Origin of the sequence: Flavobacterium longum (assembly GCF_965137575.1) — a bacterium.
Taxonomy (GTDB): Bacteria; Bacteroidota; Bacteroidia; order Flavobacteriales; family Flavobacteriaceae; genus Flavobacterium; species Flavobacterium longum.
The window spans coordinates 62399-84815 of sequence record NZ_CBCRZJ010000004.1 but is presented as its reverse complement, the minus strand read 5'-3'; the positions used below and the strand labels follow the sequence as shown (position 1 = coordinate 84815).

Here is a 22417-nt window from a genome sequence, read left to right as displayed (position 1 = left end):
TTAATAATTGTATTCTTCTTTGTTCGCCATCATTTCATTGTAGTCGTCTTTTGAGCCTACGATTACGTTGTCGTACTGGCGCATACCCGTACCAGCCGGAATGCGGTGTCCTACGATGACGTTTTCTTTCAAGCCTTCCAGATCGTCCACCTTGCCGGCAACAGCCGCTTCGTTGAGGACTTTAGTCGTTTCCTGGAACGATGCCGCAGAGATGAACGACTTGGTCTGCAACGACGCACGCGTAATCCCTTGTAGGATCGGTGTAGCGGTAGCCGTGACCACGTCGCGGGCGGTGACCAGATTCTTGTCTGAACGTTTCAGGATCGAGTTTTCGTCACGCAATTCACGCGGTGTAATAATCTGTCCTGGTTTCAGGGTTTCTGAATCGCCGGCGTCTTCTACGACCTTCATACCGTACAACCTGTCGTTCTCCATGATGAAATCTTTGGTATGGATCAATTGCTCCTCGAGGAACAATGTATCGCCCGGATCTTCCACCATGACCTTGCGCATCATCTGACGAATCACTACTTCAAAGTGCTTGTCGTTGATTTTTACGCCTTGCAGACGGTACACTTCCTGGATTTCGTTCACCAGGTATTGCTGTACCGCAGCCGGGCCTTGGATGCGAAGGATGTCTTCCGGCGTGATGGCACCGTCAGAAAGCGGCGAGCCTGCGCGTACGAAGTCATTCTCCTGCACCAGGATTTGGTTCGAGAGTTTGACGAGATATTTCTTGATTTCACCGAATTTCGACTCGATGACGATCTCACGGTTGCCACGCTTGATTTTGCCGAAGGACACCACACCGTCGATTTCCGAAACGACCGCCGGGTTAGACGGGTTACGGGCTTCGAGCAATTCGGTAATCCTTGGAAGACCACCGGTGATATCGCCTGCTTTGGATGAGCGACGCGGAATCTTGACGAGGATTTTTCCTGCCTTGATCTTTTCGCCGTCTTCAACCATCAAGTGCGCACCTACCGGCAAGTTGTACGAACGGATGAGTTCGTTGTCTTTGCCATAAATGAGGAGCGTCGGGATGAGTTTCTTGTTCCTTGATTCGGAGATTACCTTTTCCTGGAAACCGGTCTGCTCGTCGATCTCCACCTGGAACGATTGTCCTTGTTCGAGGTCTTCGTACGCGATTTTTCCGGTAAATTCAGAAATGATAACGCCGTTATACGGATCCCATTTACAGATGGTGGCACCTTTGCCCACGACGTCGCCGTCTTTCACAAAAATGCTCGCACCATAAGGGATGTTGTTTGTACTTAAAAGGATTCCGGTTTTTTCGTCGATCAATTTCAGTTCGGTTGAACGTGAGATGACGATGTCTACGGTATTGCCTTCGCTGTCTTCGCCTTTTACGGTTTTCAAATCCTCGATTTCAAGACGGCCACCGAACTTCGCGATGATGCTTGATTCCTCAGAAATGTTACCTGCCGTACCACCCACGTGGAACGTACGAAGCGTCAACTGTGTACCCGGCTCACCGATGGACTGCGCAGCAATTACACCAACAGCCTCACCGATTTGCGTCATGCGTCCTGTGGCCAGGTTACGGCCGTAACACTTCGCGCAGATGCCTTTGTAAGCCTCGCAAGTGAGCGGTGAACGCACTTCGACTTTTTCTACCGGCGATTCCTCGATCAATCGGACGATTGCCTCGGTGATTTGCTGTCCTGCCGATACCATGATTTCGTTGGTCAATGGGTTGATGACATCCTGCAACGCCACACGGCCCAGGATACGCTCGCCCAAAGATTCCACGATTTCCTCATTTTTCTTGAGTGCCGATACTTCAACGCCACGTAAGGTTCCGCAATCGTCCATGTTGACGATAACGTCCTGCGAAACGTCGTGCAGACGGCGTGTCAGGTAACCGGCGTCGGCCGTTTTCAAAGCCGTATCCGCAAGACCTTTACGCGCACCGTGCGTCGAGATGAAGTATTCCAAGATCGAAAGACCTTCCTTAAAGTTAGACAAGATCGGGTTTTCGATGATCTCGCCACCGCCGGCGGTTGATTTCTTCGGCTTGGCCATCAAACCACGCATACCGGTGAGCTGACGGATCTGTTCTTTGGAACCACGGGCACCCGAATCAAGCATCATGTACACCGAGTTGAAGCCTTGCTGGTCTTCGCGGATGTTTTTCATCGCGAGTTCCGTCAAGAGCGCGTTGGTCGATGTCCAGACGTCGATGACCTGGTTGTAACGCTCGTTGTTGGTGATCAGACCCATGTTGTAGTTCATGGTAATGCCTTCCACTTGTTCGTTGGCGTCGGCGATGAGTTCTTCTTTGCGTTGCGGGATGATGATATCACCCAATGAGAACGACAATCCGCCCTTGAATGCGAATTTGTAACCCATGTCTTTCATCGAATCGAGGAACGCAGCCGTAGTCGGTACGTCGGTTACGGCCAAGATTTTACCGATGATGTCACGCAATGACTTCTTGGTCAAGACTTCGTTGATGTAACCGGCAGCTTCCGGCACCACTTCGTTGAAGAGCACACGGCCTGCGGTAGTCTGGATGATTTTCCAGACCAGTTCTCCGTTTTCGTTGAAATCCTTCGCACGGATTTTCACGCGGGCGTTCAATTCCAAACGGCCTTCGTTGAGGGCGATATTCACTTCCTCCGCCGAATAGAACGTCAAGCCTTCACCTTGGATTTTCAATTCAGGGGTTGACAAACGCTCTTTGGTCATGTAGTACAGACCGAGTACCATGTCCTGAGATGGAACGGTAATCGGCGCACCGTTGGCCGGGTTGAGGATGTTGTGTGAAGCAAGCATCAAAAGTTGCGCTTCCAGGATTGCTTCAGGGCCGAGTGGCAAGTGAACCGCCATCTGGTCACCGTCGAAATCCGCGTTGAACGCCGTACATACGAGCGGGTGCAACTGGATTGCTTTTCCTTCGATGAGTTTCGGTTGGAAGGCCTGGATACCCAAACGGTGAAGCGTTGGGGCACGGTTCAGGAGCACCGGATGTCCTTTGATGACGTTTTCCAGGATGTCCCAAACTACAGGCTCTTTCTTATCGATGATTTTCTTTGCAGACTTTACCGTCTTCACGATGCCGCGCTCGATGAGTTTGCGGATCACGAATGGTTTGTAGAGTTCGGCGGCCATGTCTTTCGGCAAACCGCATTCGAACAATTTCAATTCAGGCCCCACGACGATGACCGAACGCGCAGAATAATCCACACGCTTACCGAGCAAGTTCTGACGGAAACGGCCTTGCTTTCCTTTCAATGAATCGGAAAGGGATTTCAACGGACGGTTCGATTCGGTCTTGACGGCCGAAGCTTTACGCGTGTTGTCGAACAATGAATCCACAGATTCCTGCAACATACGCTTCTCGTTACGCAAAATCACTTCCGGCGCCTTGATTTCCATCAATCGCTTCAAACGGTTGTTGCGGATGATGACGCGACGGTACAAATCGTTCAGATCCGAAGTCGCGAAACGGCCACCGTCCAGCGGCACGAGCGGACGCAATTCAGGCGGAATGACCGGAACGACTTTCATGATCATCCACTCTGGCTTGTTCTCACGGTTTTCGTTGGCTTCACGGAACGATTCCACCACTTGCAAACGCTTCAACGCTTCGGTTTTACGCTGCTTGGAGGTTTCATTGTTGGCCGAGTGACGCAACTCATAAGACAAGGCGTCGAGGTCGATGCGCGCGAGCAAATCCATGATGCACTCTGCGCCCATCTTTGCGATGAACTTGTTCGGATCGTTGTCGTCGAGGTATTGGTTTTCCTGCGGCAACGAATCGACGATGTTCAAATACTCTTCTTCGGTAAGGAAGTCAAGTTTGTGCAACGGTTCGCCGTCCGGGCCGGCAGCAATACCAGGCTGGATCACGACATAACGCTCATAATAGATGATCATGTCGAGTTTCTTCGATGGCAATCCGAGCAAGTAACCGATTTTGTTCGGCAATGAACGGAAATACCAGATGTGCGCAATCGGGACGACCAAGTTAATATGGCCGACACGGTCGCGACGGACTTTTTTCTCGGTTACTTCGACACCGCAGCGGTCGCAGACGATGCCTTTGTAACGGATGCGTTTGTATTTACCGCAGGCACATTCAAAATCTTTTACCGGGCCGAAGATCCTTTCACAGAAAAGGCCGTCGCGCTCTGGCTTGTGCGTACGATAGTTGATGGTTTCCGGCTTGAGGACTTCCCCGCGCGACTCGGCGAGGATGGATTCAGGCGACGCGAGGCCGATTGAAATCTTGTCAAACCTTTTGACCATTTGTTTTTCTTTATTATTTCTAGTGTTCATCATAATGAATGACTCTTGATATTAAATTGAAAGCTGTTGATTTTAGTTGCTAGTTGTTAGTTGCTAGTTGCTAGAAAAATCTTCTAACAACTAACAACTATAAACTATAAACTATTCCTCCAAACGAATATCCAAGCCCAAGCCCTTCAATTCGTGCATCAATACGTTGAACGATTCTGGCAAGCCCGGTTCCGGCATGGTTTCGCCTTTCACGATGGCTTCGTAGGTTTTCGCTCTTCCGATGACGTCGTCAGACTTCACGGTCAGGATTTCACGGAGTGTGCTCGACGCGCCGTACGCTTCAAGCGCCCAAACCTCCATCTCACCGAAACGCTGGCCACCGAACTGTGCTTTACCACCGAGCGGTTGTTGCGTGATGAGTGAGTATGGTCCGATAGAACGGGCGTGCATCTTGTCGTCAACCATGTGGCCGAGTTTCAACATGTAAATCACGCCTACGGTAGCCGGCTGGTGGAAACGCTCTCCGGTGCCGCCGTCGTACAGGTACGTGTGGCCGAAACGCGGCACGCCTGCTTCGTCGGTCAGGGCATTGATCTGGTCTAAGGACGCACCGTCGAAAATCGGGGTCGCGAACTTCTTGCCCAGCTTCTTGCCTGCCCAGCCCAGTACGGTTTCGTAAATCTGCCCAATGTTCATACGCGATGGTACGCCCAGCGGGTTGAGTACGATGTCTACCGGTGTTCCGTCTTCGAGGAACGGCATGTCTTCTTCACGGACGATACGCGCTACGATACCTTTGTTACCGTGACGGCCCGCCATTTTATCACCTACTTTCAGTTTGCGTTTCTTCGCGATATAGACTTTCGCCAGTTTCAGGATTCCGGCAGGCAATTCGTCACCTACGGTAATCGTGAACTTCTCGCGGCGCAATGCACCCTGAAGGTCGTTCAATTTAATCTTGTAGTTGTGGATCAAGTCATTCACCAGCTTGTTGGTCTCGTCGTCGGCAACCCACTGACCTTTCGAAAGGTGTGCGAAGTCTTCTACGGCGTTGAGCATTTTCTGGGTGTATTTCTTGCCTTTTGGCAACACTTCCTCACCCAGATCGTTCATGACACCTTGCGACGTTTTACCATTGACGATGGCGAACAATTTGTCTACTAACTTGTCTTTCAATTCCTGGAACTTCACCTCGAATTCCATTTCAAGCGCGCCCAAATCGTCTTTGTCTTTGGTGCGTTTGCGCTTGTCTTTCATGGCGCGGGCGAAGAGTTTCTTATCGAGCACGACACCGTTGAGCGATGGAGAAGCTTTCAATGAAGCGTCTTTTACGTCGCCGGCCTTGTCACCGAAGATCGCGCGGAGGAGTTTTTCTTCCGGCGTCGGGTCAGACTCGCCTTTCGGGGTAATCTTACCGATCAGGATGTCGCCAGGCTTGACTTCGGCACCGATACGGATCATACCGTTTTCGTCCAAATCTTTAGTGGCTTCTTCCGAAACGTTCGGGATGTCGTTGGTCAATTCTTCGTTACCCAGTTTGGTATCGCGGACTTCGAGCGAGTAATCATCGATGTGGATCGACGTAAAGATGTCGTCGCGCACCACTTTCTCAGAGATTACGATCGCATCCTCGAAGTTGTATCCTTTCCATGGCATGAACGCCACTTGCAGGTTGCGGCCCAAGGCCAATTCACCGTTCTGCGTCGCATAACCTTCGCACAACACTTGCCCCGGTTTCACGCGGTCGCCCTTGCGGACAATCGGCTTGAGGTTGATGGACGTGCTCTGGTTGGTCTTGCGGAACTTGATGAGTTGGTAGGTTTTTTCATCCGGATCAAACGAAACCATACGCTCTTCTTCGGTACGGTCATATTTAATCGTGATGATGTTGGCATCTACATATTCTACGGTACCGTGGCCTTCGGCGTTGATCAAAACCCTAGAGTCTGAGGCTACCTGCTGCTCGAGCCCGGTTCCGACAATCGGTGCTTCAGGACGCAACAATGGTACGGCCTGGCGCATCATGTTCGAGCCCATCAACGCACGGTTCGCGTCGTCATGCTCCAAGAACGGAATCAACGATGCCGAAATCGAAGCGATCTGGTTCGGGGCAACGTCGGTGTAATGTACCACATTCGGCTCTACTACCGGGAAGTCGCCTTCCTCACGGGCAATAACGCGTTCTGCAGTGATGTCTCCGCCGTCGTTCATTTCGATGTTGGCCTGCGCAATCATTTTGCCTTCTTCCTCTTCGGCAGAAAGGTAAATGGGTTCTGAGGTCAAATCTACTTTGCCGTTCTTCACTTCGCGGTAAGGCGTTTCAATGAAGCCCATACCGTTGACTTTCGCATAGACGGAAAGCGACGAAATCAGACCGATGTTCGGACCTTCCGGCGTTTCAATCGGACACAGACGGCCGTAGTGTGTATAGTGTACGTCTCGGACCTCAAAGCCTGCACGCTCACGTGACAAACCGCCTGGCCCGAGGGCAGACAGACGACGCTTGTGCGTAATCTCGGCCAATGGGTTGGTCTGGTCCATGAACTGCGACAGCTGGTTGGTGCCAAAGAACGAGTTGATGACAGAGGAGAGTGTCTTCGCGTTGATCAAATCGATCGGAGTAAACACTTCGTTGTCGCGGACGTTCATCCTCTCGCGGATGGTACGCGCCATACGGGCCAAACCTACGCCGAACTGTTGGGACAATTGCTCGCCTACAGTACGCACACGACGGTTTGACAAGTGGTCGATATCATCGATTTCCGCCTTAGAGTTAATCAACTCAATAAGGTATTTTACAATCGTGATGATGTCTTCCTTGGTCAAGACCTGTTTCTCCATCGGGATGTCCAGGTTCAACTTTTTGTTCATCCGGTAACGGCCCACTTCGCCGAGGTTGTAACGCTGGTCGGAGAAGAACAACTTCTCGATGATGCCGCGCGCGGTTTCCTCATCAGGCGGTTCTGCGTTACGCAACTGGCGGTAGATGTGCTCGACGGCTTCCTTCTCGGAGTTGGTCGGGTCTTTCTGAAGCGTGTTGTGGATGATGGCGTAATCGGCTTGATTGTTATCTTCCTTGTGCAACAAAATCGACTTCACGTTGGAGTCAATGATTTCCTCCACGTTGTCTTTGTCGATGATGGTGTCGCGGTCGAGGATGATCTCGTTACGCTCAATCGATACGACTTCTCCAGTATCTTCGTCCACGAAGTCTTCGTGCCAAGTGTTCAAGACACGTGCAGCGAGCTTGCGGCCGACATACTTTTTCAGGCCTGTTTTAGACACTTTGATCTCTTCGGCCAAGTCGAAAATCTCGAGGATGTCTTTATCCCTTTCGAATCCGATGGCACGGAACAACGTGGTTACAGGTAATTTTTTCTTACGGTCGATATACGCGTACATGACGTTGTTGATATCGGTCGCGAATTCAATCCATGAACCCTTGAACGGGATGACACGTGCTGAATATAATTTGGTTCCATTGGCATGGAATGACTGTCCGAAGAACACGCCCGGCGAACGGTGCAACTGCGATACAACAACGCGCTCGGCGCCATTGATCACGAAGGTTCCGCTTGGCGTCATGTACGGAATGGTACCGAGATACACATCCTGTACGATGGTTTCAAAATCCTCATGCTCCGGATCTGTACAGTACAGCTTGAGGCGCGCCTTAAGCGGCACACTGTAAGTCAGTCCTCTCTCAATACACTCTTGAATGGTATAACGCGGCGGATCAACAAAGTAATCCAGGAACTCCAATACAAATTGATTTCTGGTATCTGTAATTGGGAAATTTTCCATGAAGGTGTTGTAGAGACCTTCGTTGCTCCTTTCGTCGGATTTGGTTTCCAATTGGAAGAAATCCTTGAAAGATTTGACCTGAACATCAAGGAAATCCGGGTAGTCCGGGATGTTTTTGGTCGAAGCAAAATTTAATCTTTCAGTCTGATTTGTTATCATCAATGGATAAAATTTTGATTTAAAAAAAAGTAGTTTTTTGTGTGGACACACTGTTTTTGATACTTTCTTTTATTGCGGGTACATCTTTGAAAATGACTAAAGTATCGTTTCATTTTCTGTCTTCGTACCGGCTAAAAGGGGTTTCGTATTTCTGAAAATTCATTATACGAAAAATGGTTTAGGCCGTTGGACGCTTTGTCCAAGGCCTAAACCTGGTTTTTCAGAACGTGTAAGCTTACTTAAGCTCTACAACAGCTCCGGCTTCTTCCAAAGACTTTTTCAGGCCTTCAGCCTCATCTTTAGAAACGCCTTCTTTTACGTTGGCTGGAGCAGCATCAACGAGATCTTTAGCTTCTTTCAAGCCCAAACCTGTAAGTTCTTTTACAGCTTTAACGACTGCCAATTTAGAAGCACCAGCATCTTTCAATACTACGGTGAACTCAGTTTGCTCAGCAGCGGCTTCGCCACCACCAGCAGCACCACCAGCTGCAGGACCAGCAACTACAGCAGCAGCTGCAGGCTCGATACCATACTCTTCTTTCAAGATTGTAGCCAGTTCGTTAACTTCTTTTACTGTCAAGCCAACCAACTGTTCTGCGAATTGTTTCAAATCTGCCATTTTTTCTATCGTTTTAAATAGTTCGTAAAATATAATTTATTAATAGTGCGCTATGCATTGTCGAAAGTCAAAAGTCGAAAGTCAAAAGAAAGCGACCCGACTTTTAATCTTTCAATGTTATCTTTCGGATAACGTTTTAACGAGTCCCGCAATTGTAGCTCCGCCAGACTTAAGGGCAGAAACAACGTTCTTCGCAGGCGACTGCAACAAGCCGATTACTTCGCCGATCATCTCTTCTTTAGATTTCAGGGCTACGAGTGCGTCAAGTTGGTTGTCACCGATAAAGATCGCCTGATCGATAAACGCGCCTTTCAACAAAGGCTTGTCAGACTTCTTGCGGAATTCTTTGATTACTTTCGCAGGAGCGTTTCCGTTGGTAGCAATCATAATAGAAGTATTTCCTGCCAACACCGACGGCAAATCGCCGTAGTTGTTTTCAGACGCTTCCATGGCTTTTTCAAGCAGGGTGTTTTTCACTACATTCAACTGGATGCCTGCTTTGAAGCAAGACCTTCTCAGGTTTGAAGTGGTTTCTGCGTCCAGACCAGAAATGTCGGCCAGATAGACGACATTGGTTGCGGCCAATTGTGCAGTCAAATCTTCAATAACTCTTGATTTTTCTTCTCTTGTCATGATTTAAAATTTTAACTGCCCGTTAGACTGCTTTTGGATCCAGTGCAATCGCAGGACTCATTGTGCTAGACAAATGGATACTCTTGATGTACTGGCCTTTGGCAGCTGTTGGCTTCAATTTAATTAATGTCTGGATGATTTCGTGGGCGTTGTCTGAAATCTTGTCGGCGTCAAAAGACACGCGGCCGATTCCGGCGTGAACGATACCGGTCTTGTCAACTTTAAAGTCGATTTTACCAGATTTGATGTCGTTAACTGCCTTACCAACTTCCATCGTAACGGTACCAGTTTTTGGGTTTGGCATCAATCCGCGAGGACCGAGGACACGGCCGAGTGGGCCGAGTTTACCCATAACTGCAGGAACAGTAACGATTACATCGATGTCTGTCCAGCCGTCTTTGATTTTCTGGAGATAGTCGTCCAAACCTACGTGGTCTGCACCAGCTGCCTTTGCTTCGGCTTCTTTATCTGGCGTAACCAGGGCCAAAACCCTTACGTCTTTACCAGTACCGTGCGGCAAGGTTACAACGCCACGTACCATTTGGTTTGCTTTACGCGGGTCAACGCCCAAACGTACTGCGATGTCAACAGACTCGTCAAACTTTGCAGAAGCAACTTGTTTTACGAGCGCTGAAGCTTCCTTCAGGTTGTACAGCTTGTTCTTTTCGATCTTCGCTGCAGCTTCTTTTTGTTTCTTCGTCAATTTTGCCATGTCTTAAGCTTTTAATGGAGATTCTCCAGTTACTGTAATACCCATTGACCTGGCTGTACCTGCGATCATGCTCATGGCTGACTCAACGGTGAAAGCATTCAAATCGGCCATTTTGTCGTCAGCGATCGTGCGGATTTGATCCCACGAAATGCTGCCCACTTTCTTACGGTTTGGTTCACCTGAACCTCCTTTAAGTTTAGCGGCTTCCATCAACTGCACGGCAGCTGGTGGCGTTTTTACGACGAAATCGAACGATTTGTCTTTGTACACGGTAATGACTACCGGGCACACTTTACCGGGCTTATCCTGGGTTCTCGCATTAAATTGCTTACAGAACTCCATGATGTTAACGCCGGCAGCTCCCAAAGCAGGTCCAACCGGTGGCGATGGATTCGCGGCACCTCCCTTAACTTGTAGTTTAACTACTTTACTAACTTCTTTTGCCATTGTTTAAGAAAATTTAGCACATCTATCAATTGGAAGCGATTGATGTGAATATTGATTGTAACAAATTATACTTTTTCAACTTGCATAAAGCTGAGCTCCAGCGGCGTCTTCCTTCCGAAGATTTTCACCATCACTTCCAGCTTACGCTTCTCTTCGTTGATCTTCTCAACGGTACCGTTGAAGCCGTTGAATGGCCCATCGACCACTTTTACGGTTTCGCCGATATTGAATGGGATCGCATGCGTATCTGCCTTGACAGACAACTCATCGACTTTGCCCAACATACGGTTCACCTCGGCCAAACGCAATGGCACCGGATCGCCGTTTTTGGTTTCGCCCAAGAACCCAATCACACCCGTAATAGACTTGATGGTGTGCGGGATTTCTCCGACGAGCGTGGCTTCAATCATTACATAACCTGGAAAGTACACCCTGTCTTTGGTGATTTTCTTCCCGTCGCGCACTTGGACTACCTTTTCGGTCGGTACGAGTACTTGCGAAACATAGTCTGACATGCCCAGCCTGTTGATTTCGGTTTCGATGTAATTCTTAACCTTGTTCTCCTGGCCGCTCACAGCCCTGACAACATACCATTTCTTTACGTTATTGTCTGACATGACCATGAATTAAGAACCTTTTATCCAGTTAAAGAAACCGGCCAATGCTTTAGTGAAAAGCTCATCGACACCGGCTGTGGCCAGCGCGAACACTACCGAAAACACCGCCACGATGATGGTCAATCTTTGGACTTCTGCCCAAGCTGGCCAAGTCACGTTGTCTTTCAGTTCGGTGAACGCTTCACCTATGTAATTAAAAACCTTCATTGTATCTTGTTTTTGCACGGGCAGAGGGATTCGAACCCCCATCAACGGTTTTGGAGACCGCTATTCTACCCTTGAACTATGCCCGTTTGTTAAAAGCCAGTAGCTTCCGCAGAAACTACTGGCTTCATTTTATGCTAATGGTAATTAGTCAAGGATTTCAGTTACCTGACCAGCACCAACTGTACGGCCACCTTCACGGATTGCGAAACGCAAACCTACGCTCAAAGCGATTGGGCTCAACAATTGTACTTCGATAGTCAAGTTATCACCTGGCATAACCATCTCAACACCTGCAGGAAGCGAAATTGTTCCTGTTACGTCAGTTGTACGTACGTAGAACTGCGGACGGTAGTTGTTGTGGAATGGCGTGTGACGGCCACCTTCTTCTTTTTTCAAGATGTAAACCTCAGCCTTGAATTTAGCGTGTGGCTTAACAGATCCCGGCTTGATGATAACCATACCGCGTTTGATGTCTGACTTGTCGATACCACGCAACAACAAACCTACGTTGTCACCAGCTTCGCCACGGTCAAGGATCTTACGGAACATCTCAACACCTGTGATGGTAGATGTCAACTTCTCAGCACCCATACCGATGATTTCAACAGCGTCACCAGTGTTGGCGATACCAGTTTCGATACGGCCTGTTGCTACAGTACCACGACCAGTGATCGTGAACACGTCTTCAACCGGCATCAAGAATGGCTTAGCGTTGTCACGTACTGGCTCTTCGATCCAGTTGTCAACAGCTTCCATCAATTCAAGGATTTTTGGAACCCAGTTCGGGTCAGCGTTCAAGCCACCCAAAGCAGAACCTTGGATAACTGGGCTGTTGTCTCCGTCATATTCGTAGAAAGACAAGAGGTCACGGATTTCCATTTCAACAAGCTCGAGGAGCTCAGCATCGTCAACCATGTCCACTTTGTTCATGAACACAACAATACGCGGAATACCAACCTGACGGCCCAAAAGGATGTGCTCGCGGGTTTGTGGCATTGGTCCGTCAGTAGCAGCTACTACCAAGATAGCGCCGTCCATCTGAGCAGCACCAGTAACCATGTTCTTTACGTAATCCGCGTGACCTGGACAGTCAACGTGTGCGTAGTGACGGTTAGCAGTTTCGTACTCAACGTGTGAAGTGTTGATGGTAATACCACGCTCTTTTTCTTCCGGAGCGTTGTCGATCTGGTCGAAAGATTTTGCAGCAGTTTTAGAGAAACCAGCTTCAGCCAAAACTTTAGTGATAGCAGCGGTCAAAGTGGTTTTCCCGTGGTCAACGTGACCAATCGTACCGATATTCAAGTGCGGCTTGGTCCGGTTAAAATTCTCTTTTGCCATTTTAGTTAATTTTTAATCTTAGTTATATATTAGTGTTCAATTTAATACAGTTGAGCCAATGACGGGATTTGAACCCGTGACCTCTTCCTTACCAAGGAAGCACTCTACCCCTGAGCTACACCGGCAAGTTTAAAATTCTAATTTTGAACCAGAAACAAGTGGAAGCTGTTTAAGGTTCAAAAGTTAGAATCTGGCAAGCCCGAAGACTTGCCGTAAAACCTTTGTAACAAGGTTTATTTTTTTAGGGATAATCTGAATTTCAGAAGTATTACCTAATTTTCGGGTGACGAGCCCGACAGTTTTATGTCTGTTTGGATCCACAGGATTACAAGCGAAGCCTGTGATCCGTAAGGGTGAACCCTTACTACTTTTTTTGAGCTCATGCGCTTACGAAAGTGAAACTTTCGACGCGCGTTCGCTCAAAAAAACTGTGGGAAGAGCAGGATTCGAACCTGCGAAGGTTTCCCAACGGATTTACAGTCCGTCCTCGTTGGCCGCTTGAGTATCTTCCCTAACCTTTTCATTATTTATAAGAACATCACCGAGGTGATTCTATTGAGCCGATGGAGGGACTCGAACCCACGACCTGCTGATTACAAATCAGCTGCTCTAGCCAACTGAGCTACACCGGCGGCACAATAAAAAAAGTCCGCTATTTCTAACGGACTGCAAATGTATATCTTTTTGTTTGTTAAACCAAACAGAAAATTAAAAAAAAATTCTTATCAGATGTAAGTCCTGATTTTTTCTTTTCTTTTCAATAATAACCGCTCTAATGCTTCTGCAGATTGGTCTGTCGCCTCTTCAAAACTCTTGCATTGTTTGGTCACCAAAAAGTCGTCTCCAGGAACAATCATTTTAATCTCTACCACTTTATTTTCCTTCTCACTTGTCTTTTCCACTTTCAGATAAACGTCGCACGAAACGAGTTTGTCATAGTATTTTTCAAGTTTGTCAATGCGCTCTTGGATAAAATCTACCAATTTTCTGTCGACAGTAAAGTTAACTGCATGAACATTTACCTTCATAATCTAAATTTTTAGGGTTAAACATCGCGAAGTCATTTTTGGTTTCTCGGATGCGCGGCACCATACACTTTCTTAAGCTCAGCCAAGCTGCTGTGCGTATAAACCTGTGTAGAAGCCAGGCTGGAGTGTCCTAATAATTCCTTCACTGAATTGAGGTCGGCTCCGTTGTTTAGCATGTGTGTGGCAAACGTGTGCCTCAGGATATGCGGGCTTTTTTTTACCTTCTCGGAGACATTACTAAAGTAGGTATTTATTAATCGATACACAAAAGAATCCGACAATTTAACGCCTTTTTCGGTCAAGAAGAAATAATCAGGATCCGCAATCCGCTCAAGTTTAGCACGCTGCGAAAGATACACGCTACATTGCGCTGCGGTAACTGTTAAAACAGGAATGATGCGTTCCTTATTGCGTTTGCCCAACACCTTAAGTGTTGTCGTGTCGTAGTTGCTGATTTTCAGGTTTATAAGTTCCGCGCGCCTGATACCCGTCGTATAAAACAAGTCGATGATGAGCTTGTCGCGGATGCCTTCAAAACCGTCCGGATATTTGATTTCGTTCAATACCGCATCCAGCTCTTTTTCGGAAAACGGGATTTGCAGTTTCTTCGGCACCTTTAAAGATTGGTGCTTCAAAAGCGGGCTCACTTCAATCTGCTTTATTTTCAGCAGGAATTTATAAAAGGCTTTGAGCGACGAAATTTTCCGGTTCACCGAACGGTTAGACACGCCCGAATCCACCATCGACACGATCCAGTTCCTGATTTGCGGATACTTCACGGCAACCAAATCAGCCTCGCCAAACTCCGTCTCCAAGAATTCGGTAAAAAATTGGATGTCCTGCAAATACGCATGGACCGTGTGGAGCGAATATTTCTTCTCCAATTGCAGATAGTTCCGGAATGCCTGAACGTTGTCCATAAAAAAACTGTTGGTCAAATGTAATGAATTTGCCGACGGTTCCGGTCTCAACGTGATTTCCCGCACTCCCATTTTTGACAGTCTCGGTTTTGCCGTCGGAAAAGACTTTACCATTCGCGCCCTTTCCAGCCATAAAAAAACCGCCAAGCCTGAACTTAGCGGTTTCTATATGTTGCAAAAACATTTTCTAGTTCTCTGCGCTATCACGCAATCCCTGAATGTAAGAAGCTTTCTGTACTTGAGCCCTACGCTTCACAGATGGTTTAACGAAAGCCTGGCGCGCACGCAACTGACGTACAGTTCCGGTCTTGTCAAATTTCCTTTTGTAGCGCTTCAACGCGCGGTCAATGTTTTCTCCGTCTTTAATTGGAATAATCAGCATAATCGAGACACCTCCTTTCGTTTGGACGGCAAAGGTAGGATTTTATTTTAAATTAGAAATTTTAAATTTTAAATTATTTTTTTGGGCGTTGCCTGCGGCCCGGGCTATCGGCAGTCGCTTTGCAGACCTCTGAGGTTTTAAAAACCTCAGAGGTCTTGCAAGAGCTCCAACACCCGAGCCCGAAGGGCGAACTGAGCGTTAGCTAATGCCTCTATCCCTAACGCAGCCTATTCAAGTGCTGACGCACGAGACAGACTCCAAAAAAAACGACCACACAAAGTGGCCGCCTTTATCTTCCTATATTAAGAATTATGCCTTCATCAGATTCCGAGAAATCACCAACTTCTGGATTTCGGTCGTGCCTTCGCCAATCGTACACAGTTTCGAGTCGCGGAAGAATTTCTCCACCGGAAAATCCTTGGTGTAACCATATCCGCCGTGAATCTGAATCGCCTCGGTTGACACCTTTACGCAAACCTCTGATGCATACATTTTGGCCATCGCACCGGCAGAAGTCACCGGCTGGTGCGCTTCTTTCAAATAGGCCGCTTTGTGCAACAACAATTCAGACGCTTCGATTTCGGTCGCCATATCGGCCAATTTAAACCCAATCGCCTGGAATTCGCCAATCGGTTTCCCAAACTGGTGGCGCTCCTTGGCGTATTTCAACGACGCTTCATACGCGCCTTTCGCGATGCCTAACGACAACGCGCCGATGGAAATGCGTCCGCCGTCCAGAATCTTCATCGCCTGGATGAAACCCTCGCCTACTTCGCCCAAACGGTGCGAATCCGGCACGCGGCAATTGTCGAACACCAATTCTGCGGTTTCGCTGGCGCGCATACCCAATTTATTTTCCTTTTTGCCAGACGAGAATCCGGGCATTCCTTTTTCAAACACGAAGGCCGTCATGCCGCGCGAATCGCCTTTGGCACCGGTACGCACAATCACTACGGCAATATCGCCCGAAATGGCGTGCGTGATGAAATTCTTCGCCCCGTTCACGATCCAGTGGTCGCCGTCTTTCACCGCCGTCGTAGACATGCCGCCCGCGTCAGAACCGGTGTTGTGCTCGGTCAAACCCCAAGCGCCGATGTGTTCTGCTGTGGCCAGTTTCGGGATCCAGCGTTTCTTCTGCTCTTCATTCCCGAAGGTCAGGATGTGGTTCGTACAAAGTGAATTGTGCGCCGCCACAGACAACCCGATAGACGGATCCACTTTCGAGATCTCCTCGATCACCGTGATGTATTCGTGGTAACCCAAACCCGATCCGCCGAGCGATTCCGGAACCAAGACGCCCATAAAGCCCATTTCGCCCAACTTCTTGAAAAGCGGCACCGGAAAGGTTTGGGCTTCATCCCATTCCATGATGTTCGGACGGATGTGTTGTTCAGCGAAGTCTCTGATGGATTGGGCAATCATTGATTGCGTTTCATTGGATTGGAAGTTCATGGATTTGCTTGTTTTTTCAGAACTCCAAATATAAGGCAATTATGCTGATTTTATCAAGCGGAAAATTTTTGATGTTTTTCAAATCATCGGCGTTTCGTATCGCGCCGTTCATGCTCCGACAGGTCACGATTTCCTTGGCCAACGCATAACGGAAATACGGAAATTGCGCCAATTCCTTTATCGACGCGTCGTTGATCTTGATTTTCTTCACAGCAGGAATTGCCCTAACGGCAAATCGTTGTTTTAGCTTTTCGACCACATCGCCCTGCAAACCCCAGACGTCGTGCATTTGATCCATCGAAACGAAACCACCCAAGATGTCACGCTGTTTTAGGATGCGGTCAGACAGCGCATCGCCAATGCCGTACACAGCCATCAGTTCATCTTTCGTGGCCGCATTGATGTCAATCTGCGGTTTGCGTTCTTCCCTGAACACGGGCGCCTGAACTTTGCGGCTTTTCCTGACCCAGTCCGGGAATTTGAAATCAGCAGAAATGACGGCCAATAAAGAATCAGACACTTTGGTCACCGATTGAAACTCGGCAGCCGAATTCACAAATTGGCCTTGCGCCCGGAACGCATGCAGCCGGTCAATCTCCGCTACCGACATCCCAATTTTGTAGCCTTTGGCATCCGAGATGAAATTGGGGTTGTACGGAAACCTTTGGAATTTCGGCTTTGCCCGTTCGAACGAATCAATCTTTCGCTCCAAGGCCAGCCACTGCGCCTGCTCCGGCGGACAGGTTTCAACAAAATTAAAATCAATGAAATAATACGCGAGCTGTACAGAAACCATCAGGAAAACAAGCAACAGCAAACCGTTGCGCTGTGACCGCGTAAAAATAAAAAGGGATTGAAAGGTATTCATGGCGTATAATCATCTGGTTGGCGTATAAAAAGGCAAATGTCGAATGTCGAATGCCGAAAGTCGATCCTAACCGCAGGGCAAATTGTTCAGCGGTAGCGACGAAAAATCAAAGGTCAAAAACCGAACTTCGTTTCGCCCGGACCAAATCCTTCAGCCGGAGCCAAAAGGCCAGCGTCAGGTAAACACCAAACCACAAGCCCGCGGTCACGAACGTAATGTAGATGAAAAATATCCTCACGCTACTGGCGCGCATGCCAAGCTTGTCGGCCAGACGCGACGCGGCATTGAAGCCATGCTTCTCGAAAAAATATTTCAGGTTCAGTACAAACGACACGGTTTGACTTTTCGGTTATTGGATACAAAATTAGCTAAAATCAACGTTGTTCGTTACGGTTTTACCGCATCAAATACAAAAGTGCACAGGCACGCGCGTCGGACAACGCTTCGTGGTGATTGAGTTCGATGTTGTTCCGCTCGCTGCAATACTTCAGGTTGGCCGGCTTGTAGCCTTTCGCACGGTAAATCCGGCAAGTGCATTCCCAGCGGTCGCCGATTTCGAGTTCATCGTAATACAGCCCGTAATGTTTCATCGTCCGGATCAATACATTGCGGTCAAAGGCTTCGTTGTGCGCCACGATGGTACGGCCAAAAAGACGTGCGCGGATTTCGGGAAACACGCCGTCAAAAGTCTTTTCATTTTCGGTCATCGACGGATTGATGCCGTACACCTTGATGTTGAAATACGAATAATGATTCCAAGGCGGTTGGATGAGCGTGTAATATTCGTCGGTGATGACGCCGTCTGTCACCGTCACAATGCCCACGGCGCAGGCGCTTTCTGGATGGCCGGTGGCCGTTTCGAAGTCGATGGCAGTAAAAGTCATGGCGCAATTTACCAATTCGGGCAAAAATTCCCAGCGGGCAAAATGTTATATTTGTTGCACAACCTAAGACCAATGCGAAATTTGTTATTGCTGTTATGCTGCCTAGCCGGCTGCTTCGGCTTTTCCCAGAAAACCCCGGCGGCGTTGAAGATTACCTATATCCGATCCTCGAACGGAAACGCGATGGAAAACCAAGATCCGATTGTCGTCTTCACGGACCAATCGCAAACCGTGATCACATCGCAGAAAATCCTGGACAAGAAAGCCGATTATCCGTTCGAGCAATCTGTCGTAGACCGGGCGTCACTGCTGTATTCGCAATTCGCACAACTGTCCAAAACCAGAAGTGCGGCAACCCTGGACAGCACAGCCATCGGCAAGCAAGTGTTCGAGGAAACGCCAAAGACCAAAACAATCCTGGGTTATCCGTGCAAAATGGCCAAAACCGTCATCAATTCCAATACGATTGAAGTATGGTACACCGATGCCGCCGGAATCAAAGGCGCACCTTCCGTGCTGGGCCAGAACCTTGGCTTGGTGCTGGAAGTTACGCGCAACGGCAACTTCACGATTGCGGCTACGAAAGTCGAAAAGTTGAAATCGATTCCAAAACCTGCTATTCCGGTGGCGCAGAAAACAAAGGTCGATTTGCTGACCTACCGCGATTTGTTGTGGAAAAGCCGCTTTACGCAAATTCCTGTCTTCCGCAAGGAAACGATTAACTTCTCGGATGATTTCGGCTCGAACGACAGCATCCTGCGTTTTGCGAAAGGCACGATCATCGTCCGGAAAATCAAGCTGCCGACCATCTCCAAGAACAGCCGCATATTCATTGATGCCACCGAACAATCTGCCGGAGACGCATACGACCGCACGGGCTCGGTGTTTTTGATCCCGACCGACAACAAACTGTCTTTCCTGGACGGCTTGAAGGAAACCGCGGGTTCGCTTCCGGTGTATGAAAATGGGAATGGCAAGAAATACCAAGGCGTCGTGAGAACCGGGAATTATTCGCCGTTGCTGGAATTGATGCGTTTCTTTACCCCGTTCGGCATCAAACAATACAATACCATCCAACTCAAAGGAAAAACCTGGCAGGACAGCGTATATTACCGCCAAGACGTGACGGATTTGCTCCCTGTACTGTCGGACAAAGAAATCTGGATCGGGGCAAACATCGCCAATTACGACAAAGGCGGCCACAAACTATCGGTGAACATTACGATCCATCCTGAAGAAGAATCCGCAGAGACTGACAACTTCGTGCTGCCGTTGTTCAATACGAACAATGTGATGGAAATGGCGGGGCAGGAATACGCCACCATGTTCGACTCCGAGAAAGGACTGGAACTCACTTTTACGCTGGCTTCGGCGGTTAAAGGCGCCAAATTGCGCTACATCACCACAGGCCACGGCGGCTGGGAAAATGGCGATGAATTCCTGCAGAAGACCAACACCATTTTGCTCGACGGGAAAGAGATGTACAGTTTTATCCCGTGGCGGACCGATTGCGGCTCCTATCGCATGTACAATCCGGCATCGGGGAATTTCAACAACGGGCTGTCATCATCAGACTACAGCCGCTCCAATTGGTGTCCGGGCATGACGACAAGCCCGGTTTACATTCCGCTCGGCGATTTGGCTGCGGGCGAACACAAAATCCAAATCAAGATTCCGCAGGGCGCGCGGGAAGGCAACAGTTTTAGTTCGTGGAATGTGTCGGGTGTGTTGCTCGGAAGGTAAATCCTTAAAATAAAAAATCCTGCTCGTGCAGGACTTATTTGTTTTTGACTTCGGCCGCTTTTACGGTCATGATCTTTCCGTTGTGCATGATTACCATGGATTGGTTTTTCTCGGCCTTGGTCTTGACCAGTTTCTTGTACGACTGTTGCAGGCCTTTGGTGACCTTGCGGATGAAATCTGATTGTTCGTGCAACGCGGTTTTCATACTAATCTGTAATTTTTGAGCGCCGTCCATTTGTGGAAATCGATGACATCGGTCCGTGTGGGCGTGCCGTCTGCGATGAGCAAAGGTTTGTCTGAATTGTCAAACACCACCCACTCGTCGCACAAAGGTATGTAAATTTCAAATAGGTTGTTGATGCCGCGCACATACCGACGACGAATGACATCAATCGGGATGTTATGACCGCCTTCCTTGACGCGCATGCCAACGCGTTTGATGGCCATTTCGGGCGTGGGCAACCAGAAGAAAAGCAACCGGACGGCATAACCGTTGGCTTTTGCGCGCTCCAATTTGGACCGATACGACCGCGTGGACAGCGTGGTTTCGAAGGCAAAATTATCGTCTTGCGTCAACAGCAGGTTGATGCGTTCCATCATGATGCGTCCGGCCTCGAACGAAACCTTGTCGGGCTGAAATGGCGAAAGTCCTTTTGCAATCTCATCGGCATTCACGAATTCCCGACAATCCAATATCTCTGGCAAGATGGAATAAGAAGCCGTTGTTTTTCCGGCGCCATTGCAACCCGCGATGATATAGATGGTCTTGGAATCCAAATTACCTGATGGAACCGATGATATCGTATTTGGTGATGATGTGGTGTTTCCCGTTTTCGAGTGCCACCAAAACCGCCTGGTTGTCTTTTGAAATAAGCTTGGACACTTCTTCGATGGCCGTTCCCGCTTTTACGATTGGATACGGTTTACCCATGACGTCTTTAATAGGCGTGTCGAGCACATTTTTGTCTGACACATAATGCTGGAACAAATCGGTTTCATCAACGGAACCCACAAAACCTGTGGTATCGATAACCGGTATCTGCGAGATTTTGTATTTGCGCATGCGGTCTATGGCGTGCGACACCAGCTCTTCGGTACGCACCGTAACGAGCGGTTTGTCTATATGGTCTTTGATGACATCTTCTGCTTTCTTGAAGTCTTCGTCCAGGAAACCACGCTCGCGCATCCAGTCGTCGTTGAACATCTTGCCGACATAACGGCTGCCCGAATCGTGAAACAAAACCACCACAACATCACCCGGCTTAAAATGTTCTTTGAGTTGCAACACACCCTTGACGGCAGATCCAGCGGAATTGCCCACGAAAATGCCTTCTTCAAGCGCCAGCCTGCGTTGGTAAACGGCGGCGTCTTTATCGGTGACTTTGGTGAAGCCGTCGATGAGGGAAAAATCTACGTTTTTAGGAAGAATGTCCTCGCCGATGCCTTCGGTGATGTACGAATAGATTTCGTTCTCGTCAAAGATGCCGGTTTCGTGGTATTTCTTGAACACCGAGCCGTAGGTATCGATGCCCCAGCATTTGATGTTAGGGTTTTTCTCTTTTAAATATTTTGCCACGCCCGAAATGGTGCCGCCCGTGCCTACCCCGACCACGAAATGCGTAATCTTTCCGCCGGTTTGTTCCCAGATTTCGGGTCCGGTAGATTCATAGTGCGCTTGCTTGTTGGATAAGTTGTCGTATTGGTTGACGTACCAGGAGTTCGGGGTTTCTTCGCCCAAACGTTTTGATACTGAATAATAGGAACGCGGATCTGACGGTTCAACATCTGTTGGGCAGACAATCACTTTTGCCCCGACGGCGCGCAGGATGTCCATTTTTTCCTTGGATTGTTTGTCTGTAATGACGCAGATGAGTTTGTAGCCTTTGACGATGGCGCCCAAGGCCAATCCCATTCCGGTGTTGCCTGATGTGCCTTCGATAATGGTACCGCCTGGTTTGAGGCGGCCGTCCGCTTCGGCGTCTTCAATCATTTTGACGGCCATGCGGTCTTTGACGGAATTGCCCGGGTTGAAGGTTTCGACTTTGGCCAGGACGAGCGCCGGGATTTCGGCGGTTATTTTATTGAGCTTGACCAATGGCGTGTTGCCGATGGTGCCGAGGATGTTTTCTGCGTAGTTCATTTTAAATGCTTATCGAAGGGCAAAGATAAGGAATCAATTGACAATGGATAATGGACAATTGATAATTGATAGCCCGCGTTAGGGATGGAGGCGTTGTTGGAGCTCTTGCGGAGACCCGAAAGGTTTTTGAAACCTTTCGGGTCTGGCAAAGCGACTGCCGACAGCCCGACGGCGCAAATGACCTTGCTGGATAGATTT

20 protein-coding genes and 4 tRNA genes are annotated in these 22417 nt (G+C 48.6%); 1 reads left to right on the top strand and 23 read right to left on the bottom strand.

What is annotated here, in order from left to right:
- The 20 genes from rpoC to ACM9J1_RS08580 form a co-directional block, all read right to left on the bottom strand.
- A complete protein-coding gene (rpoC, locus tag ACM9J1_RS08675; RefSeq protein WP_415581641.1) occupies positions 1 to 4308 on the bottom strand; it encodes a DNA-directed RNA polymerase subunit beta' in 4308 nt (1435 codons plus the stop codon).
- Positions 4309 to 4416: 108 nt separating this feature from the next.
- Entirely contained in the window at positions 4417 to 8229 is a 3813-nt protein-coding gene (rpoB, locus tag ACM9J1_RS08670) for a DNA-directed RNA polymerase subunit beta (RefSeq protein ID WP_415581640.1), read from the bottom strand.
- Positions 8230 to 8464: 235 nt separating this feature from the next.
- Complete coding sequence (gene rplL, locus ACM9J1_RS08665; RefSeq protein ID WP_415581639.1) at positions 8465 to 8848, bottom strand: 50S ribosomal protein L7/L12; 384 nt, start codon at positions 8846 to 8848, stop codon at positions 8465 to 8467.
- Positions 8849 to 8965: 117 nt separating this feature from the next.
- Positions 8966 to 9481, bottom strand: a complete 516-nt coding sequence (rplJ, locus tag ACM9J1_RS08660) for a 50S ribosomal protein L10 (protein ID WP_415581638.1) — start codon at positions 9479 to 9481, stop codon at positions 8966 to 8968.
- A gap of 22 nt (positions 9482 to 9503) precedes the next feature.
- Positions 9504 to 10193: a 50S ribosomal protein L1 gene (rplA, locus tag ACM9J1_RS08655; protein ID WP_415581637.1), complete on the bottom strand. Its 690-nt coding sequence runs from the start codon at positions 10191 to 10193 to the stop codon at positions 9504 to 9506.
- Positions 10194 to 10196: 3 nt separating this feature from the next.
- Complete coding sequence (gene rplK / locus ACM9J1_RS08650) at positions 10197 to 10640, bottom strand: 50S ribosomal protein L11 (protein WP_415581636.1); 444 nt, start codon at positions 10638 to 10640, stop codon at positions 10197 to 10199.
- A gap of 65 nt (positions 10641 to 10705) precedes the next feature.
- Positions 10706 to 11257, bottom strand: a complete 552-nt coding sequence (gene nusG, locus ACM9J1_RS08645) for a transcription termination/antitermination protein NusG (protein WP_415581635.1) — start codon at positions 11255 to 11257, stop codon at positions 10706 to 10708.
- A gap of 9 nt (positions 11258 to 11266) precedes the next feature.
- Complete coding sequence (secE, locus tag ACM9J1_RS08640) at positions 11267 to 11464, bottom strand: preprotein translocase subunit SecE (RefSeq protein WP_415581634.1); 198 nt, start codon at positions 11462 to 11464, stop codon at positions 11267 to 11269.
- A 15-nt stretch (positions 11465 to 11479) separates the two neighbouring features.
- Positions 11480 to 11550 (bottom strand) — tRNA-Trp (locus ACM9J1_RS08635).
- A gap of 58 nt (positions 11551 to 11608) precedes the next feature.
- The gene (gene tuf / locus ACM9J1_RS08630) at positions 11609 to 12802 is read right to left on the bottom strand and encodes an elongation factor Tu (protein ID WP_415581633.1); all 1194 of its coding nucleotides are present in this window, start codon (positions 12800 to 12802) and stop codon (positions 11609 to 11611) included.
- Positions 12803 to 12855: 53 nt separating this feature from the next.
- Positions 12856 to 12927: transfer RNA gene (locus ACM9J1_RS08625), tRNA-Thr, on the bottom strand.
- Between the two features lie 306 nt (positions 12928 to 13233).
- A tRNA-Tyr gene (locus tag ACM9J1_RS08620) sits at positions 13234 to 13314 on the bottom strand.
- Between the two features lie 46 nt (positions 13315 to 13360).
- Positions 13361 to 13434, bottom strand: a tRNA-Thr gene (locus ACM9J1_RS08615).
- A gap of 93 nt (positions 13435 to 13527) precedes the next feature.
- On the bottom strand, positions 13528 to 13830 hold the full coding sequence (gene hpf, locus ACM9J1_RS08610) for a ribosome hibernation-promoting factor, HPF/YfiA family (protein ID WP_415581632.1): 303 nt from the start codon (positions 13828 to 13830) through the stop codon (positions 13528 to 13530).
- 32 nt (positions 13831 to 13862) lie between these two features.
- Positions 13863 to 14750, bottom strand: a complete 888-nt coding sequence (locus ACM9J1_RS08605; RefSeq protein ID WP_415581631.1) for a tyrosine-type recombinase/integrase — start codon at positions 14748 to 14750, stop codon at positions 13863 to 13865.
- 187 nt (positions 14751 to 14937) lie between these two features.
- The gene (rpsU, locus tag ACM9J1_RS08600; RefSeq protein WP_415581630.1) at positions 14938 to 15132 is read right to left on the bottom strand and encodes a 30S ribosomal protein S21; all 195 of its coding nucleotides are present in this window, start codon (positions 15130 to 15132) and stop codon (positions 14938 to 14940) included.
- A gap of 309 nt (positions 15133 to 15441) precedes the next feature.
- Positions 15442 to 16584, bottom strand: a complete 1143-nt coding sequence (locus tag ACM9J1_RS08595; protein WP_415581629.1) for an acyl-CoA dehydrogenase family protein — start codon at positions 16582 to 16584, stop codon at positions 15442 to 15444.
- Positions 16585 to 16600: 16 nt separating this feature from the next.
- Positions 16601 to 17452, bottom strand: a complete 852-nt coding sequence (locus ACM9J1_RS08590; protein WP_415581628.1) for a ComEA family DNA-binding protein — start codon at positions 17450 to 17452, stop codon at positions 16601 to 16603.
- 106 nt (positions 17453 to 17558) lie between these two features.
- Positions 17559 to 17786, bottom strand: a complete 228-nt coding sequence (locus tag ACM9J1_RS08585; protein ID WP_415581627.1) for a PspC domain-containing protein — start codon at positions 17784 to 17786, stop codon at positions 17559 to 17561.
- 61 nt (positions 17787 to 17847) lie between these two features.
- Positions 17848 to 18336, bottom strand: a complete 489-nt coding sequence (locus tag ACM9J1_RS08580; protein WP_415581626.1) for a 3'-5' exonuclease — start codon at positions 18334 to 18336, stop codon at positions 17848 to 17850.
- 72 nt (positions 18337 to 18408) lie between these two features.
- Here ACM9J1_RS08580 and ACM9J1_RS08575 point away from each other — a divergent pair, with 72 nt between their 5' ends.
- The gene (locus ACM9J1_RS08575; protein ID WP_415581625.1) at positions 18409 to 20079 is read left to right on the top strand and encodes a PNGase F N-terminal domain-containing protein; all 1671 of its coding nucleotides are present in this window, start codon (positions 18409 to 18411) and stop codon (positions 20077 to 20079) included.
- A gap of 34 nt (positions 20080 to 20113) precedes the next feature.
- Here ACM9J1_RS08575 and ACM9J1_RS08570 read toward each other — a convergent pair whose 3' ends face one another.
- From ACM9J1_RS08570 to ACM9J1_RS08560, 3 genes are read right to left on the bottom strand one after another with little or no spacing between them, the layout of a single operon-like run.
- Entirely contained in the window at positions 20114 to 20284 is a 171-nt protein-coding gene (locus ACM9J1_RS08570; protein WP_415581624.1) for a hypothetical protein, read from the bottom strand.
- A complete protein-coding gene (locus ACM9J1_RS08565; protein WP_415581623.1) occupies positions 20281 to 20856 on the bottom strand; it encodes a zeta toxin family protein in 576 nt (191 codons plus the stop codon). The genes ACM9J1_RS08570 and ACM9J1_RS08565 overlap by 4 nt, the downstream gene beginning before the upstream one ends.
- Position 20857: 1 nt before the next feature.
- On the bottom strand, positions 20858 to 22219 hold the full coding sequence (locus ACM9J1_RS08560) for a pyridoxal-phosphate dependent enzyme (RefSeq protein ID WP_415581622.1): 1362 nt from the start codon (positions 22217 to 22219) through the stop codon (positions 20858 to 20860).
- Positions 22220 to 22417: the final 198 nt, after the last annotated feature.

Coding starts and splice junctions, on each gene's coding strand:
- rplA (WP_415581637.1), bottom strand. CDS start 10,193: ATGGCAAAATTGACGAAGAAACAAAAAGAAGCTGCAGCGAAGATCGAA.
- rpoB (WP_415581640.1), bottom strand. CDS start 8,229: ATGATAACAAATCAGACTGAAAGATTAAATTTTGCTTCGACCAAAAAC.
- rplJ (WP_415581638.1), bottom strand. CDS start 9,481: ATGACAAGAGAAGAAAAATCAAGAGTTATTGAAGATTTGACTGCACAA.
- ACM9J1_RS08570 (WP_415581624.1), bottom strand. CDS start 20,284: ATGAAAACCGCGTTGCACGAACAATCAGATTTCATCCGCAAGGTCACC.
- ACM9J1_RS08590 (WP_415581628.1), bottom strand. CDS start 17,452: ATGAATACCTTTCAATCCCTTTTTATTTTTACGCGGTCACAGCGCAAC.
- rpsU (WP_415581630.1), bottom strand. CDS start 15,132: ATGCTGATTATTCCAATTAAAGACGGAGAAAACATTGACCGCGCGTTG.
- ACM9J1_RS08580 (WP_415581626.1), bottom strand. CDS start 18,336: ATGACTTTTACTGCCATCGACTTCGAAACGGCCACCGGCCATCCAGAA.
- rpoC (WP_415581641.1), bottom strand. CDS start 4,308: ATGATGAACACTAGAAATAATAAAGAAAAACAAATGGTCAAAAGGTTT.
- rplL (WP_415581639.1), bottom strand. CDS start 8,848: ATGGCAGATTTGAAACAATTCGCAGAACAGTTGGTTGGCTTGACAGTA.
- rplK (WP_415581636.1), bottom strand. CDS start 10,640: ATGGCAAAAGAAGTTAGTAAAGTAGTTAAACTACAAGTTAAGGGAGGT.
- ACM9J1_RS08605 (WP_415581631.1), bottom strand. CDS start 14,750: ATGGACAACGTTCAGGCATTCCGGAACTATCTGCAATTGGAGAAGAAA.
- hpf (WP_415581632.1), bottom strand. CDS start 13,830: ATGAAGGTAAATGTTCATGCAGTTAACTTTACTGTCGACAGAAAATTG.
- ACM9J1_RS08595 (WP_415581629.1), bottom strand. CDS start 16,584: ATGAACTTCCAATCCAATGAAACGCAATCAATGATTGCCCAATCCATC.
- nusG (WP_415581635.1), bottom strand. CDS start 11,257: ATGTCAGACAATAACGTAAAGAAATGGTATGTTGTCAGGGCTGTGAGC.
- secE (WP_415581634.1), bottom strand. CDS start 11,464: ATGAAGGTTTTTAATTACATAGGTGAAGCGTTCACCGAACTGAAAGAC.
- tuf (WP_415581633.1), bottom strand. CDS start 12,802: ATGGCAAAAGAGAATTTTAACCGGACCAAGCCGCACTTGAATATCGGT.
- ACM9J1_RS08575 (WP_415581625.1), top strand. CDS start 18,409: ATGCGAAATTTGTTATTGCTGTTATGCTGCCTAGCCGGCTGCTTCGGC.
- ACM9J1_RS08560 (WP_415581622.1), bottom strand. CDS start 22,219: ATGAACTACGCAGAAAACATCCTCGGCACCATCGGCAACACGCCATTG.